Origin of the sequence: Salinivibrio sp. ML198, assembly GCF_001996015.1 — a bacterium.
Lineage (GTDB): Bacteria > Pseudomonadota > Gammaproteobacteria > Enterobacterales > Vibrionaceae > Salinivibrio > Salinivibrio siamensis.
In genome coordinates this window covers 15067-29101 of record NZ_MUEZ01000021.1, presented here as the reverse complement: position 1 = coordinate 29101, position 14035 = coordinate 15067, and the positions used below count along the sequence as shown (strand labels likewise).

Here is a 14035-nt window from a genome sequence, read left to right as displayed (position 1 = left end):
CACCGCAAGTCCCTACTTTTTGTGTGATTGCGAGGGAGGGAAAGAGTTCAGTTTACCGTGTGCTGGGGATCAAAAAAGCCGCCCGAAGGCGGCAAAGGTTGCTAAGCAATCTTTCGTTAGGGTTAAACCACACTTTCTTTTTCTGCGATAAGCTTATCGACCACACTAGGATCGGCCAATGTGGAAGTATCGCCAAGACTACCGGTATCACCAGTGGCGATTTTGCGCAGAATGCGACGCATGATCTTGCCTGAACGGGTTTTAGGCAGTGCATCCGTCCAGTGGATGAAGTCGGGTGTCGCAATGGGGCCAATCTCTTTGCGCACCCACTCTTTGACTTCCTTGTGGAGTTCGGCGCTGGGCACTTCACCCGCATTGAGGGTGATATACGCATAGATCGCTTGGCCTTTGATATCGTGTGGCACACCAACAATCGCGGCTTCGGCAATCTTATCGAATGCGACGAGCGCCGACTCGATCTCTGCCGTTCCCATCCGGTGCCCCGAGATATTGAGGACATCATCGACACGGCCGGTTATCCAGTAATAGCCATCTTCATCGCGACGCGCCCCATCGCCGGTAAAGTACATCCCTTTAAAGGTGGAAAAGTAGGTTTGCTCAAAGCGGTCATGATCACCGAAGACGGTGCGCATTTGTCCTGGCCACGAGTCAAGCATGACCAGGTTACCCTCGGTGGCACCGTCGAGTATATTGCCCATGTTATCGACTAATGCAGGCTGTACGCCAAAGAAAGGACGGGTTGCTGAGCCTGGTTTCAACGCGGTGGCGCCCGGTAGCGGGGTAATCAAGATCCCACCGGTTTCTGTTTGCCACCAAGTGTCGACAATCGGACAGGCTTGGTTCCCTATGGTGCTGTGATACCACTCCCAAGCCTCTGGGTTGATGGGTTCACCCACCGAGCCCATGATCCGTAGTGAGTCGCGTTGGGTGCCCGCGACCGCTTCGTTGCCTTTTGCCATCAGTGCGCGAATCGCGGTGGGCGCGGTGTAAAGAATATTCACTTGGTGCTTATCGACCACTTCGCTCATGCGTGCCGTGCTTGGATAAGTGGGGACACCTTCAAATAAGATTGTTTTCGCACCATTGGCAAGCGGACCATAGACAAGGTAGCTGTGACCGGTGATCCAGCCGACATCTGCGGTACACCAGAACACGTCTCCCTCTTGATAGTCGAAGACATACTTAAAGGTCATCGCCGCGTACACCAGATAGCCACCGGTCGTGTGCAGTACCCCTTTTGGGGTCCCTGTGGAGCCTGATGTGTAAAGAATAAACAAAGGGTCTTCGGCTTTCATCTCTTCGGCGGGGCAGTCGTCTGACACCTTCGCGGCGGCCTCGTGCCACCACACATCACGATGACTGTGCCAGTCAATGTGTCCCCCGGTGCGTTGGTACACCACTACTTTTTCAATCGATTTCACTTTGGGGTTTGCTAGGGCATCATCGACGTTTTTCTTCAGGGGCACCGCACGGCCACCACGTATCCCTTCATCGGCTGTCACAACCACTTTTGCATTGGAGTCAATAATCCGACCGGCCAATGCTTCGGGAGAAAAGCCGCCAAATACCACGGTATGCACCGCACCAATACGGGCGCACGCCAGCATCGCGACGGCGGCTTCCATCACCATCGGCATATAAAGACACACCACATCGCCTTTTCTTACGCCGTTATCTTTTAGGACATTGGCAAATTGGCATACCTGCTGGTGGAGTTGGTGATAGGTGAGCGTGGCATCGTCTTTGGGGTCGTCGCCTTCCCAAATCAAGGCAACCTGATCGCCTCGCGCCTTGAGGTGACGATCGATACAGTTGGCTGCGACGTTGAGTGTGCCATCTTCAAACCAGCGGATATCCACGTGGCCGGTATCAAACGAGGTGTGTTTGACTTTGGTATAAGGCGTCATCCAATCCAGAATTTGCCCGTGCTCGCGCCAAAAGCCTTCTGGGTCGGCCACTGACTGCTGATAGAGTGCTTGATACTTGGCTTCATCCGCGTGTGCCTTTTGTGCTATTGAAGGCATGACGGGGTATACGTGACTATCGCTCATCCTGTTTCTCCTCGTGTCCGCGATGCTCCACGCGGCGCTTCCATGTCATGAGATGTCAGGCGTTACCGCTGCCTGGCAAACGAAAACCATGCAGTAAAGGTGTGACATATCGGGACGTCCGACAATTAGACTTTAGGATGACCCCATTGATTTTTAAGCGATTTGCGCAGTTGTCAGGCCAGATAGTGGGGGCTAGATCCCACTTTGTCTTTGCGTTCGTGCGCAAGTCGCGGCTTCGATGCGTTATTTGGATTGCAGCATGGGCATCTCACCTTGGGTGAGGCGGACATAAATCAATGCCGCGGCGAGCGCATCATCCAATGCATCATGCCGGGCCGGCAAAGGGACATCGAGGTGACGACTAATGGCTTCCATGCTGATGTCGTGATAGGCATTAGGTAGCAGGCGATCGAGTTTGCGTTGATAAATATCACTGACTTCAATCAGAGGGTTGGGGAGAGGAAAGCCGAGAAAATGCCGCGCGTAGCGATCGAGAATACTTTTATCATAACGAATGTGATAGCCGACCAATGGATGATTACCAATAAAGTCGACCAGTGCGGTGATTGCTTGATCTGCCGTGACACCGTGAACCAGATCCTGGTGGCGCAGACGATGAATTCTGACCGAGCCGGCGCTCAGACTCTCTGGCGCGGCCAGTGTCAAGGTGAGAGCGTGACTGGTGAGGATCCGATTGCCTTTAATCGGAGTGGCCGCAATCGTAACCAGCTCTGCACGGTGCGGATCCAAGCTGGTCGTTTCACAGTCCAGTGAAATCAGCGTGCTTGAGTCGGGGGGCAAAAATAAGTCCCGATAGGGTGAGTGTCGTAGACGATGACGGTACCAATGCCGAGTCAGCCAATTCAAATTAATCCCTCACGTGATAATGGAAAGCGAGTGACTCTTTGAACTTTTTCACCACATGCAGCCCGTGGCGCAGTAAGTCGCGTTCGCTAGAAGGGAGTTGAGCTACGTCGAGGTAGTTGCTTTGTGGTTCGCCACTCAATTGTTGTCTTAAACGTAATCGGATAAATAGCTTCAAGGCTTCGGAGAGGTTTTCCGCCGTTTCTTCCGCCAGTGCCCCTAGGTTGGCAAGCTGCTCCAGCCGCTCAAAGGTGTTGGTGTGTGGTACACCTTTTTCCAAGCTCATGGTACGTACGCCATGGACGATGGGAAAAATCCCCCCTTTTTTGATATCCAGCCCTTCTTTGCTGCTTTTGAGGGAGCCAAATACGGTCAAAGGAACGCGAAAGGCTAGCGCAGGACGGACAAAGGTGTTGAGCGTCAACATATTGTCGGTCAAGCTGTCTTTGAGTGGTGCTTGGATCGCATCAATCAGACTAAGATCGCCAGCGATCGGCTGGCTGTCAGCAAGGATCGCCAAGTCCATGACACTTTGATGGTTGGCACTTTGTGCCAGATTACGCACGGTTTGTTGCCATTGCGTGGCGGTTTTTACCCACTTGGGATTACTGACCATCACGTGACCCGGACAGGGCGGGTAACCGAGTTGATACAGTGTATGTGAAAAGGTCTCCATCACTTGCTGGCAATCGGGCCAGTTGAGATCGTCGGCGAGAATCAAGGCGTTGTCTTGGTCGGTTTTGAGTACTTGCTCGCCGCGCCCTTCAGAGCCCATGACCACCAAGCAGCACTGACGTTGGTAAGCCTCGGGCACTAACAAGCGAAAGGCTTTTTCCATGATTTGCTCATTCACCGTGGCGATAAGCTGCATCACAAAGCGGGTATGAATGCCATTGTTAAATAAGGTGTGTACCAGCTTGCTCTGGCTGTTTGCGGCGATCACCAGTTCGTCGATGGTTTGTGCACGGGCAATCTGTAAGTTAAGCACGTGAGAGTGAGTCGAAAAGAGGCTCAGTACCTGAGGAAGATCGAGCATCCCTGCAGTGTTTCCGTGTTCATTGACGACCCGGACACGTTTTACTCGCTGGCGTGTCATCTTAATCATGGCGTGAAAGAGAAAGTCGCCGCGTTCCACACTGATCACCGGACGTGTGGCCACCTCGCCAACAGGCACGGATTGATCGTAGCCCTCGAGCACGAGCGCATGAAGCAAATTGGTGCGGGTGATAATACCGCAGTCGCCATTTTCATCATCGACCAAGGCGCAGTCGCAGCGCTCCGCTTTCATCTGGGCGGTGGCGGCATGCAGGGGCACGTCGGGGGAGACACACAAGGCAGGTTGAATATTGCTGTCATCAATTCTTGTCAGCATAAACTCGGCGAGATTTTGTTGCTGACGAGCTTGCACCATCAGTGCTTGTCGGCGCTGAAGGTTGGTATCAAAGTAGCCTCGAAACGCGTGATTATGATGATAAATGGCGAGGAACACCTCGGCGGGTAACAGGTGGCAGAGGGTATCTTCTAGCGCGCGGTATCGGTGTTTGGCGGTGCCATTAAGCAGTGCTGGCACGTCGAATAAGTCGTCGGTGGTGTAATGAGAAAACACTTCCTTGCCGTCTTCTGACACTTCTTCCACGCTGCCTTTGATAATGATAAAGAGCTGCTCGCCCGTATCACCGGGCTGGATCAGGGTGTCGCCACGGCGAAAGTAGGCGACGTCGAGTGCTTGGCGGCATTGTTTGACTTGTGATGCGGTTAGGCAGTCAAAGGGCGCATGAGAGGTGTCAAAAGGTTCAGGCATAGTCGCACTCCTCACTGTGATATTCACAGTGTGTCTCACCCTTTCCGATCTCGCTAGCCGACTTTAGTCTAGCCAGTCATGCACCTGGACTGGTCACCACCATGTATTTGTCGACAATCGTGGCGCGCGTGTCTTTTTTTCCTCGCACAGAGCTGCGACACTTAGCGGGTATCTATCTTAATGTGAAGTAATGAGATGACCTTAACCCAATGTTCCCCGTTTCGCTGGCTGTCAGAATACTTTGGCGGTTTCTTTTTTTCCTATGGTGTGTATCTCCCGTTTTGGGCGGTTTGGTTTGAGTATCTTGGTCTCAATTCAGGCGTGATCGGCACCTTGATTGGGCTTGGTTTTGCAACCCGTTGTGTGGCCAACTTAGTGTTCACACCGCGCGTACAACAGGTTGAAGCCTTGTTGCCGGCCCTGCGGGCCTTGACACTCATGGCGTTAGTGACGTGTGCCTTGCATCCTATGATGGGTGCCAATGTGTGGTGGCTGGCTTTGGTGACCGTGTTATTTAATTTAGCCATTGGTCCCTCCGTCCCGCTGTCAGATGCGCTCGCCAACTATTATGCGCGCCATAAAGTTATCGACTATGGTCGAACTCGCCTCTGGGGATCGATAGCCTTTATTGTTGGGTCGAGTTTGACCGGATGGCTGGTGACCGAGCAATCGGCGGCGATTATTCCCTGGATCGCGATTGGCGGCTTGTCTGCCTGTTTGCTACTGACCTTGCGTCGACCGACATTGATGCCACAAAGCGAGCACGATATGACCAATAGCAAAGTCTCGATGCGTCAGCTTTTCCGCGACCGTCAGGTGGTCGTGTTCTTGTTAATCGCCTCCCTGCTGCAAGGCAGCCACGCAGCGTATTACAGTTTTAGTGCGATCTACTGGAAGCAGGCTGGATATAGCGAGAGCATCGTGGGCTATTTGTGGAGCCTCGGGGTTGTCGCGGAAGTGGCAGTATTTGCCTTGGGGGCGCGGCTTTTTAATGGCTGGTCATCAAAAGCCTTGTTCCAATTGGCGGCTGTGGGTGTATTGCTGCGCTGGGGGATCACAGGGACGACGACCGCTGCGGTGCCTGTGATACTGGTGCAACTGCTTCATGGCATTACGTTTGCCGGCGCACACCTTGGCGCGATGCAGTACATTCAGCGCGAGTGTGGGGCGCGATTGGTGGCCACACAAGCGGCGTACAATGCGCTACCAATGGGCGCAGTGGTGGCGGCGCTGACCACGGCAAGTGGGTGGATTTATGCTGTATCGCCCTCTGGCACTTTTTATACCATGGCGCTGCTTGCGTTGCCTGTTTTCGTTTTACCCCTGCGTGAGCCGGCATTTTGGCGTGCCAAGCAAGCTAAGGTGGCATAAACAGGCCTAAGCTGTAATAAACCACGATTAGGCTTGCAGTAAAGTTAGCTAAGGTGCCCACAAAGCGAATACGAGACGATTGAGTGGGCGCCGATACCGTGTTACACCCAGCTCAAGGGTTCGGCAAAGGATTGCGTCAGGAAGGGAGCCATGACACAAGGCTGGGTAATTGTCTCTGTTTCACTGCTTTATATGGGCGCACTGTTCGCGATTGCTTGGTATGGTGATCGTCAACCGCGCTGGTTACGCTCATGGCGCCCGTGGATTTATAGCCTTTCTATCGCGGTGTATTGCACCTCTTGGACCTTTTTTGGCACGGTTGGCCAAGCGTCCAGCTCACCATGGTCATTCCTACCGATTTATCTTGCCCCTATCTTGGTGTTTACCCTTGGGTGGCGTTTTCTTGCCCGAATGATCTTGATCGCCAAGCGCGAGCACATTACCTCCATTGCCGACTTTATTGCGGCTCGATATGGCAAATCGCAGGGCTTAGCGGTGATGGTGACCTTGATTGCCGTGGTCGGTGTGCTGCCCTATATCGCGTTGCAACTGCGCGGTATTGCCATGGGGCTCGATGTTCTGTCGCCAGAGCTGGGGCAAAGCATTGGCTTGGCACAGCCCCAAATCGCCTGGCTCGTGTGTATCTCCTTGGCTGCATTTACCGTGTTATTTGGTACGCGTCATATTGACAGTACGGAGCACCACCGAGGGATGATGATGGCGGTCGCTTTCGAGTCGATCGTCAAGCTGGTCGCGTTTCTCGGGGTGGGTATTTTTGTGGTATGGCTGCTATTCCAAGCGCCCAGCTTGCCCGTGAGTCTTGAGGACTCTGGCGTGATTGGCCGCCCGGATGTGGGCAGCTTAATCATTCACACCTTGCTCACAGGGGCGGCAATCATTTGCTTGCCGCGCCAGTTTCACACCATGGTGGTGGAAAACACGCGCGCGAGTGATTTGAATACGGCGCGTAAAGTCTTCCCGACCTATTTGTTACTGATGCTGATTTTTGTGCTACCGCTGGCCTATGCGGGGCAAGCGTTGTTACCTGGAGCACCAGCTGATACGTATGTGATTCGGCTGCCGCTATCGGTAGGGGCTGAGGGGATGGCGCTACTGGCTTTTATGGGAGGGGCATCGGCTGCCAGCGGGATGGTGATTGTTTCAACCATTGCGTTGGCGATCATGGTATCGAATGATCTGGTGATGCCACTGTTGTTGCGGCGAATGAAGCTCAAATCCCGTAATTTTGCGCAGTTCTCTGGGCTGTTACTTAACGTTCGTCGTGCGCTGATCTTTTTGATCTTAATTGCCGCGTGGGGCTTCTATCATCTGATCCTCACTGTGCCCACTTTATCGGAAATTGGCTTTCTCTCCTTTGCGGCCATTGCTCAGTTTGCCCCTGCGATGATTGGCGCCTTGTACTGGCGTCAAGGCAACAAAAAAGGCGTATATGCTGGCTTACTCGTGGGGTTTTCACTGTGGTTGGTGACCATGATGACCCAAACCGGCATGCTAGCAGGAGATGGTCAATCTAACCTATTGATTTGGCTTATCACCCCTCCCGATTTTTCACCGTTTACTCACCTCAATACCGTGGATTGGGGACTGGCCTTCAGTGTGTTAATGAATGCTCTTGGCTTTGTGGTGGTTTCTTTACTCACGCGACCATCACTGAGTGAGCGTTTACAGGCCGCCGCGTTTGTTGGCATGCCACTGCCGGAAAACGATGATGCGCGCTTGTATCAAAGCCGGGTGACAGTGGCGGAGCTGGAGATGCTCGCGGCTCGCTTCGTGGGTCGCCGGCGCATGCGCCAGGCGTTTAGCCAATTTGCAGAGCAGCGTGGTGAAGAGCTGATGCCCCAACAACAGGCCAGCGCACCGCTGATCCGTCATACCGAGCGGGTGTTGGCAGGCGTGTTTGGTTCGTCGTCGGCACGCTTAGTCCTTTCATCGGCCCTTCAGGGGCGCAATATGCAGTTGGAAGAAATTGCCACCATTGTTGATGAGGCCTCTGAGCTGTTTGATTTCTCGCGGGGATTACTGCAAGGGGCTATCGAGCATATCAACCAAGGGATCTCTGTGGTGGACAAGCAACTGCGGCTGGTGGCATGGAATCAGCGCTACATTGATATGTTTCAATTTCCACCTGGGCTTATCCAGGTCGGGCGACCGGTCGCGGACTTAATCCGATTCAATGCTCAGCGCGGACTTTGTGGGCCGGGTGATCCGGAAGAGCATGTCAGCAAGCGAGTGCTGCACTTAACACGACGAAAACCGCATACCTCTTCGCGAGTGCATCCAGACGGACGAGTGATTGAGCTGCAGGGCAACCCGATGCCGGGCGGTGGTTTTGTCATGACATTTACCGATATCACCGCGTTTCGGGATGCGGAAGCGGCGCTCAAGCAGTCTAATGAAACCCTTGAAGCGCGGGTGACTGAGCGAACGCGTGAGTTAGAGCGGCTAAATAGCCGATTGATTGATGCGACCCGCAAGGCTGAATCCGCCTCACAGTCGAAGAGTCGCTTTTTGGCCGCGGTCAGTCACGATTTGATGCAGCCACTTAATGCTGCACGTTTGTTTGCTTCGTCACTCAGTGAGATGGCGGCAAACCGAGATACTGAAGCCGTTGCTCAGCACATAGAAAGCGCACTAGAAAGTGCGGAAGTGTTGATTGGTGATTTGCTCGATATCTCACGCCTGGAGTCGGGCAAAATGAAAGCACGTATCGAGACCTTTGCATTAAGCGAGGTGTTTCATGCGCTAGAGGCGGAGTTTGGCGTACTGGCTCGCCGCCAGGGGTTGGACTTTCGCGTTGTGACCAGCCAGGTGTTTGTTCAGTCTGATAAGAACTTGCTGCGCCGGGTGCTGCAAAACTTTTTGACCAATGCCTTTCGCTACAACCCTGAGGGCCGAGTGTTGTTAGGTGTGCGACGGGCAGGGCGCGACTACCGCATTGAGGTGTGGGACGATGGCGACGGGATCCCTGTCGATCGTCAGCAAGATATCTTTCAAGAGTTCACCCGCATTGACCGCGAAGGGGCCGAGCAAGGGCTGGGCTTAGGGTTGGCGATCGCGAAGGGCATTAGCCAAATCCTCTCTCAGCCTCTGGCGTTGAAATCCTGGCCGGGTCGAGGCACGGTGTTCTCGATGACAGTGAATGCGAGTCAAGCGGAAAAGGTCGAGCCAAGTCCTGTGGCGCCTGCCACTTCATCGGTGCGAGAGCTCGAAGGTTGCCGTGTCTTATGTGTGGACAATGAGCAAGACATCTTGGATGGGATGGCGCAGCTTTTATCACGGTGGGGATGCGACGTTCGCTGCGCCCCTGACGTGAGTGGTGCGATCAAGACGATCGGCGAGCAATGGCAGCCTGAGTTTGTCCTGAGTGACTATCACTTAACGAACCAGCAAACGGGGTTGCAAGTGCTACAACAATGCCAACTAAAAGTAGGGTGCTGCTTTCAAGGGGTGATCATCAGTGCTGACCGCAGCGCCGAGACACAACAGACCGTGACTGGACTAGGCTTTATGTATCTCTCTAAACCGGTAAAGCCGTTTAAGTTGCGTGCATTATTACAACAGCGAGGAAAACGATGACCCCTTTTACCCTACCGCGCCTAGAGACAGATGTGGGTATTGTTAAGGTGGCAGGGCACTTTAACCCTGTTGATGGGCATATCGAGGTTGATGAATTGGCACACCTAGACGGTGATGGGTGGGCGGATGTGAGTCATTGGCTGACAGAGCAAGCGTATGAAAACAAAATCGCCACCATCTTAGCGGCGATCCGAACATCGTTGATGTCAATTGACGCGTGAATGGCAACCGTCTCACATTATGACGCATCCTGCGCCTGTTGGTGCTCGGTATAAAACGTTTTATGTTCGATAAAGGTCACTGGCGTTTCGGCATAATAGTGGCTCCCTTTCATACTCACGGCCAGGCGGATTTGCGTCTCTTCGCTGCGTGGTGCTGGCAGAGAGACCGTCCAGGTCATGCCTTGTTCATCGCGGATTTGCATGGTTTGCGGTGCGATGTTTGTCAGGCCGATTTGTGCGCCTTCCAGGGGCAGCTCGCTGACCAACCGCAGCGTTAGCCGGTTGTTTTCGACGCCTTGCGATTCCAGTTTGAGTTTCATATCGCCATTTTCGAGCTGACAAAACCCGCTGGTATAACGGCAATTAGAACGGACCGCCAGCGGATAGCTTTGCCCTGGCTGAGCGGCTTTGGGCGTCTCAGACACACTGGCATCGACGGCAAAATAGGCGATCACCGCTAACACTGGCGCAACCAGCATCGCAATAACCACATGTTTATTGGTGAGTAAACGCGTGACCGTTGACATCATGCCTCTCCTTGGCTGGTCGTAACCAACAGTATAAAAGCCCCCGCAGGGGCTTGATAGGTTAACACGGGATTAGTGTGATTGCGCATCACCGGCTCCAGACGGCATACGAACATGCTCGACCAAATCTTGCACCTCTTGCGGTGTTTCTTTCGTCATGCGCGAGACAATGATCGCCACGGCAAAGTTGCACACGGCCCCTACTGCGCCAAAGGCATTTGGCTCGATACCCAGTATCCAGTTGCTACCGAGGCTTTCTAAGTATGTCCAGTCAGAGATAAACAAAATCCCCTTGTGTTGGAATACGTAGAACAGGGTGACGCTGATCCCCGCGACCATACCGGCAACCGCCCCTTCTTTGTTAATGGTCTTGGTAAAGATCCCCATCATGAGTACCGGGAAAATCGATGACGCGGCTAAGCCGAACGCCAGTGCCACCGTCCCGGCCGCAAAGCCTGGTGGGTTGAGCCCTAAGTAGCCGGCCCCAGCGATGGCTAATGCCATAGATATCCGGCTTGCCAGCAGCTCGCCTTTTTCGCTGATATTCGGATTGACGACCCCTTTAATTAAGTCGTGGGATATGGCTGACGATATCGCAAGCAACAACCCGGCGGCAGTCGACAGTGCCGCGGCTAAGCCACCGGCGGCGACCAGGGCAATCACCCAGTTAGGTAGCTTGGCAATCTCTGGGTTGGCCAGCACCATGATGTCGCGGTCAACACGTAGCTCATTGGTTTCTGAATTCGAGGTGTATTGAATTTTCTGATCACCGTTTTTGTCTTCAAAGCCTAGCAGCCCGGTGGTTTCCCAGTTCTTAAACCAGTCTGGACGCTGGTCATAGGCGAGGTTGTCACCGTTCGGTAGATTCACCGTGTCCATTAAGTTCAAGCGCGCCATTGCCGCAACCGCCGGTGCTGAGGTATACAAAATCGCGATAAAGAACAGTGCCCAACCGGCAGATGTCCGTGCATCACGCACCTTAGGGACGGTGAAAAAGCGAATAATAACGTGGGGTAAACCGGCCGTACCTATCATCAGTGACATGGTGTAGGCAAACATGTTGAGAGTACTACCCCGCACGGCGGTGGTGTATTCGACAAAGCCGAGTTCGGTCACCACCTGATCGAGTCGGTCGAGCAAGTACTGATCCGTCCCCGCCATAGTGCTACCTAAACCAAGCTGTGGGAATGGGTTACCCGTCAGTTTGAGGGAGATGAAGATTGCGGGAATAGTGTAAGCTAAAATGAGCACGCAATACTGAGCAATTTGGGTGTAGGTAATGCCTTTCATCCCGCCCATCACGGAATACATAAAGACAATGACCATACCGATTAATAGCCCGGTGGAATAGTCGACTTCTAAGAAGCGGCCAAAGGCGACGCCCACCCCTTTCATCTGGCCGATAACATAGGTGACGGAGGCGATGATCAAACAAACGACGGCAACAATGCGCGCGGTTTTTGAATAGAAGCGCTCACCGACAAACTCTGGCACGGTAAACTTGCCAAACTTACGTAGGTAAGGGGCGAGCAACAGTGCGAGGAGGACGAAGCCGCCCGTCCAGCCCATCAAAAAGACCGAGCCCCCATAGCCCATAAACGCGATTAAGCCGGCCATGGAAATGAACGAGGCAGCTGACATCCAGTCGGCAGCGGTCGCCATCCCGTTCGCCACTGGGTTCACCCCGCCACCGGCGACATAGAACTCTTTGGTGGAGCCTGCGCGTGCCCAGATCGCAATCCCAATATAGAGGGCGAACGTGAACCCGACAACAATATAAGTAATGGTTCTTAAATCCATGTGTTAGTCCTCTTACTCGTCGTCCACGCCGAACTCGCGATCGAGTTTGCGCATTTGTTTGGCATACACAAATATGATGCCGAGGAAGGTATAAATCGATCCCTGCTGAGCAAACCAGAACCCAAGTTTGTAGCCACCAATTTGAATAGTATTGAGGGCATCCACGAATAAGATCCCACAGCCGAATGAGACAACAAACCAGACAATCAGCAGACTGATCATCAGTTTGACGTTTCTTTCCCAGTAGGCTTTCGCGTGTTCCTTGCTTTGAAACGCCATCGCCTTCTCCTTGTTTAGCACGTTAATGGAATGTTACTTGAAGACGATAGCAGGGGATGGACGAAGCGACATTGCAACTTTAGTCGAGCGCAGTCAGCGATAATGAGCGGAAAAAGCAGGGTTTTGTGAGCTAGGTACGGCTGACTCGGGTTGAGCCAGCCAAGTCTTTCGCCAAAGGTCTAACTGAGGTGATAAAACTTTTGGATGCCTTCGAGTAAATTCGCAACGGCGACCGAGGCAAGGATCAGCCCCATGACGCGGCTGATAATCGACGCCCCCACATTCCCAATCACTTTGTGAATCACATTGGCGCCGAGGAGTAAGACCAAGGTCGCGACCAAAACAACAAACATCACCCCAGCGGTCACCGTTTGTTCCGCAATGGCATACCGATTGTTATCTGTGAGCATGACTACCGCCATCATGGCACCGGGGGAGGCAATGGAAGGGACGGCGAGTGGATAAACCGCGGTGGCGGCAATTTCTGCTTTATCAACGTCTTCACTCAGCATTTTAGCTTCTTGGCCGGGTTTTCCTTCACCGAAAATCATGGTGAGGGAAAACAATAGCAACACCAAGCCACCGGCCGCTTGGAATGCGGGTAACGGGATTTGCATGGCTTCAAGCAAAATCTGACCGACAATTAAAAAGAACAGCAAAATGGCAAAGGCAATTGCCACGGCTTTCACCGCGACGCGGCGCTTTTGTTTGGCGGACATGTGGCTGGTTTGCGACAGATAGATGGGCACGCTACCGACAGGGTCGATCACGGCCCATAAAATCACGAATTGCGTAGCAAGAATACTTAACATAGGCGCTCCAAAGTCGGTGTCTAGAGCGCTAGCGTATCAAAGTTCGATATTAGATTGCTGCAATAAAATCACCGCCTGAGTGCGGTTTTTCACGCCCAATTTGCGAAATATAGCCGTCATGTGGGCTTTAATGGTCGCTTCGGATACCGCTAAGTCATAAGCGATCTGCTTATTCAGCAAGCCATCGCAAAGCATTCGCAATACTTTGTACTGCTGTGGGGTCAGTGTGGCGAGTTTGTCAGATAAGCTTTCGCTCTCATCGTCTTCGCCGAGATTATCCGGAAAGCAAGGCGTGCCGTCGAGCACTTGGGTTAACGACTGTACCAACGCACGCATATCGCTGGATTTGGGAATAAAGCCAAAGGCACCATGAGCGCGTACCTGACGGATCACACTCGGCTCTTCACTGGCAGAGATCACCACAATCGGTAGGGTGGGATATTGGTGACGCAGCGCAATCAGCCCTGACATGCCATTCGCGCCAGGCATTTTTAGGTCGAGCAGCACCAAGTCGACCTCAGCATCTCGCGCTAAGATCTGATTTAAACTGTCTAAGCTGTCTGCCTCTAGCAGGTTGGCTCCGCTTATCGCCATATGCACGGATTGAAAGAGGGCGTTCCGAAACAGTGGATGATCATCAGCGATAACGATGGTGTGTTGCGCTTCCATAATGCGGCTATCTTCCCTTTGT

The 14035-nt window shown here is 53.1% G+C and carries 11 protein-coding genes; 3 read left to right on the top strand and 8 right to left on the bottom strand.

What is annotated here, in order from left to right:
* Positions 1-122 precede the first annotated feature (122 nt).
* The 3 genes from acs to BZG25_RS13780 all read right to left on the bottom strand — a co-directional run bounded on the left by acs (position 123) and on the right by BZG25_RS13780 (position 4737).
* Positions 123-2072 carry an acetate--CoA ligase gene (acs, locus tag BZG25_RS13790; RefSeq protein WP_077607351.1) on the bottom strand — a complete coding sequence of 650 codons (1950 nt, stop codon included), beginning with the start codon at positions 2070-2072 and terminating at the stop codon, positions 123-125.
* Positions 2073-2315: 243 nt separating this feature from the next.
* On the bottom strand, positions 2316-2939 hold the full coding sequence (locus BZG25_RS13785; protein ID WP_046074533.1) for a 3'-5' exonuclease: 624 nt from the start codon (positions 2937-2939) through the stop codon (positions 2316-2318).
* Between the two features lies 1 nt (position 2940).
* Positions 2941-4737 carry a DUF294 nucleotidyltransferase-like domain-containing protein gene (locus BZG25_RS13780; protein ID WP_077639292.1) on the bottom strand — a complete coding sequence of 599 codons (1797 nt, stop codon included), beginning with the start codon at positions 4735-4737 and terminating at the stop codon, positions 2941-2943.
* A 195-nt stretch (positions 4738-4932) separates the two neighbouring features.
* Here BZG25_RS13780 and BZG25_RS13775 point away from each other — a divergent pair, with 195 nt between their 5' ends.
* The 3 genes from BZG25_RS13775 (at position 4933) to BZG25_RS13765 (ending at position 9926) form a co-directional block, all read left to right on the top strand.
* Positions 4933-6108, top strand: a complete 1176-nt coding sequence (locus tag BZG25_RS13775; protein WP_046074535.1) for a 3-phenylpropionate MFS transporter — start codon at positions 4933-4935, stop codon at positions 6106-6108.
* A 150-nt stretch (positions 6109-6258) separates the two neighbouring features.
* Positions 6259-9705 (top strand): hybrid sensor histidine kinase/response regulator, encoded by a 3447-nt coding sequence (locus tag BZG25_RS13770; RefSeq protein ID WP_077639291.1) that lies wholly within the window; start codon positions 6259-6261, stop codon positions 9703-9705.
* Positions 9702-9926: a hypothetical protein gene (locus BZG25_RS13765; RefSeq protein WP_077639290.1), complete on the top strand. Its 225-nt coding sequence runs from the start codon at positions 9702-9704 to the stop codon at positions 9924-9926. Before BZG25_RS13770 ends, BZG25_RS13765 begins: the two co-directional genes overlap by 4 nt.
* Before the next feature lie 17 nt (positions 9927-9943).
* Here BZG25_RS13765 and BZG25_RS13760 read toward each other — a convergent pair whose 3' ends face one another.
* The 5 genes from BZG25_RS13760 to BZG25_RS13740 form a co-directional block, all read right to left on the bottom strand.
* Positions 9944-10456, bottom strand: coding sequence for a hypothetical protein (locus BZG25_RS13760; RefSeq protein WP_046074538.1), 513 nt, complete (start codon positions 10454-10456; stop codon positions 9944-9946).
* Between the two features lie 69 nt (positions 10457-10525).
* Entirely contained in the window at positions 10526-12253 is a 1728-nt protein-coding gene (locus BZG25_RS13755; protein ID WP_077639289.1) for a sodium:solute symporter family protein, read from the bottom strand.
* A 12-nt stretch (positions 12254-12265) separates the two neighbouring features.
* The gene (locus BZG25_RS13750) at positions 12266-12532 is read right to left on the bottom strand and encodes a DUF4212 domain-containing protein (RefSeq protein WP_077639288.1); all 267 of its coding nucleotides are present in this window, start codon (positions 12530-12532) and stop codon (positions 12266-12268) included.
* A gap of 179 nt (positions 12533-12711) precedes the next feature.
* The gene (locus BZG25_RS13745; protein WP_077639287.1) at positions 12712-13344 is read right to left on the bottom strand and encodes a MarC family protein; all 633 of its coding nucleotides are present in this window, start codon (positions 13342-13344) and stop codon (positions 12712-12714) included.
* 36 nt (positions 13345-13380) lie between these two features.
* A complete protein-coding gene (locus BZG25_RS13740) occupies positions 13381-14013 on the bottom strand; it encodes a response regulator transcription factor (protein ID WP_046074542.1) in 633 nt (210 codons plus the stop codon).
* Positions 14014-14035 lie beyond the last annotated feature (22 nt).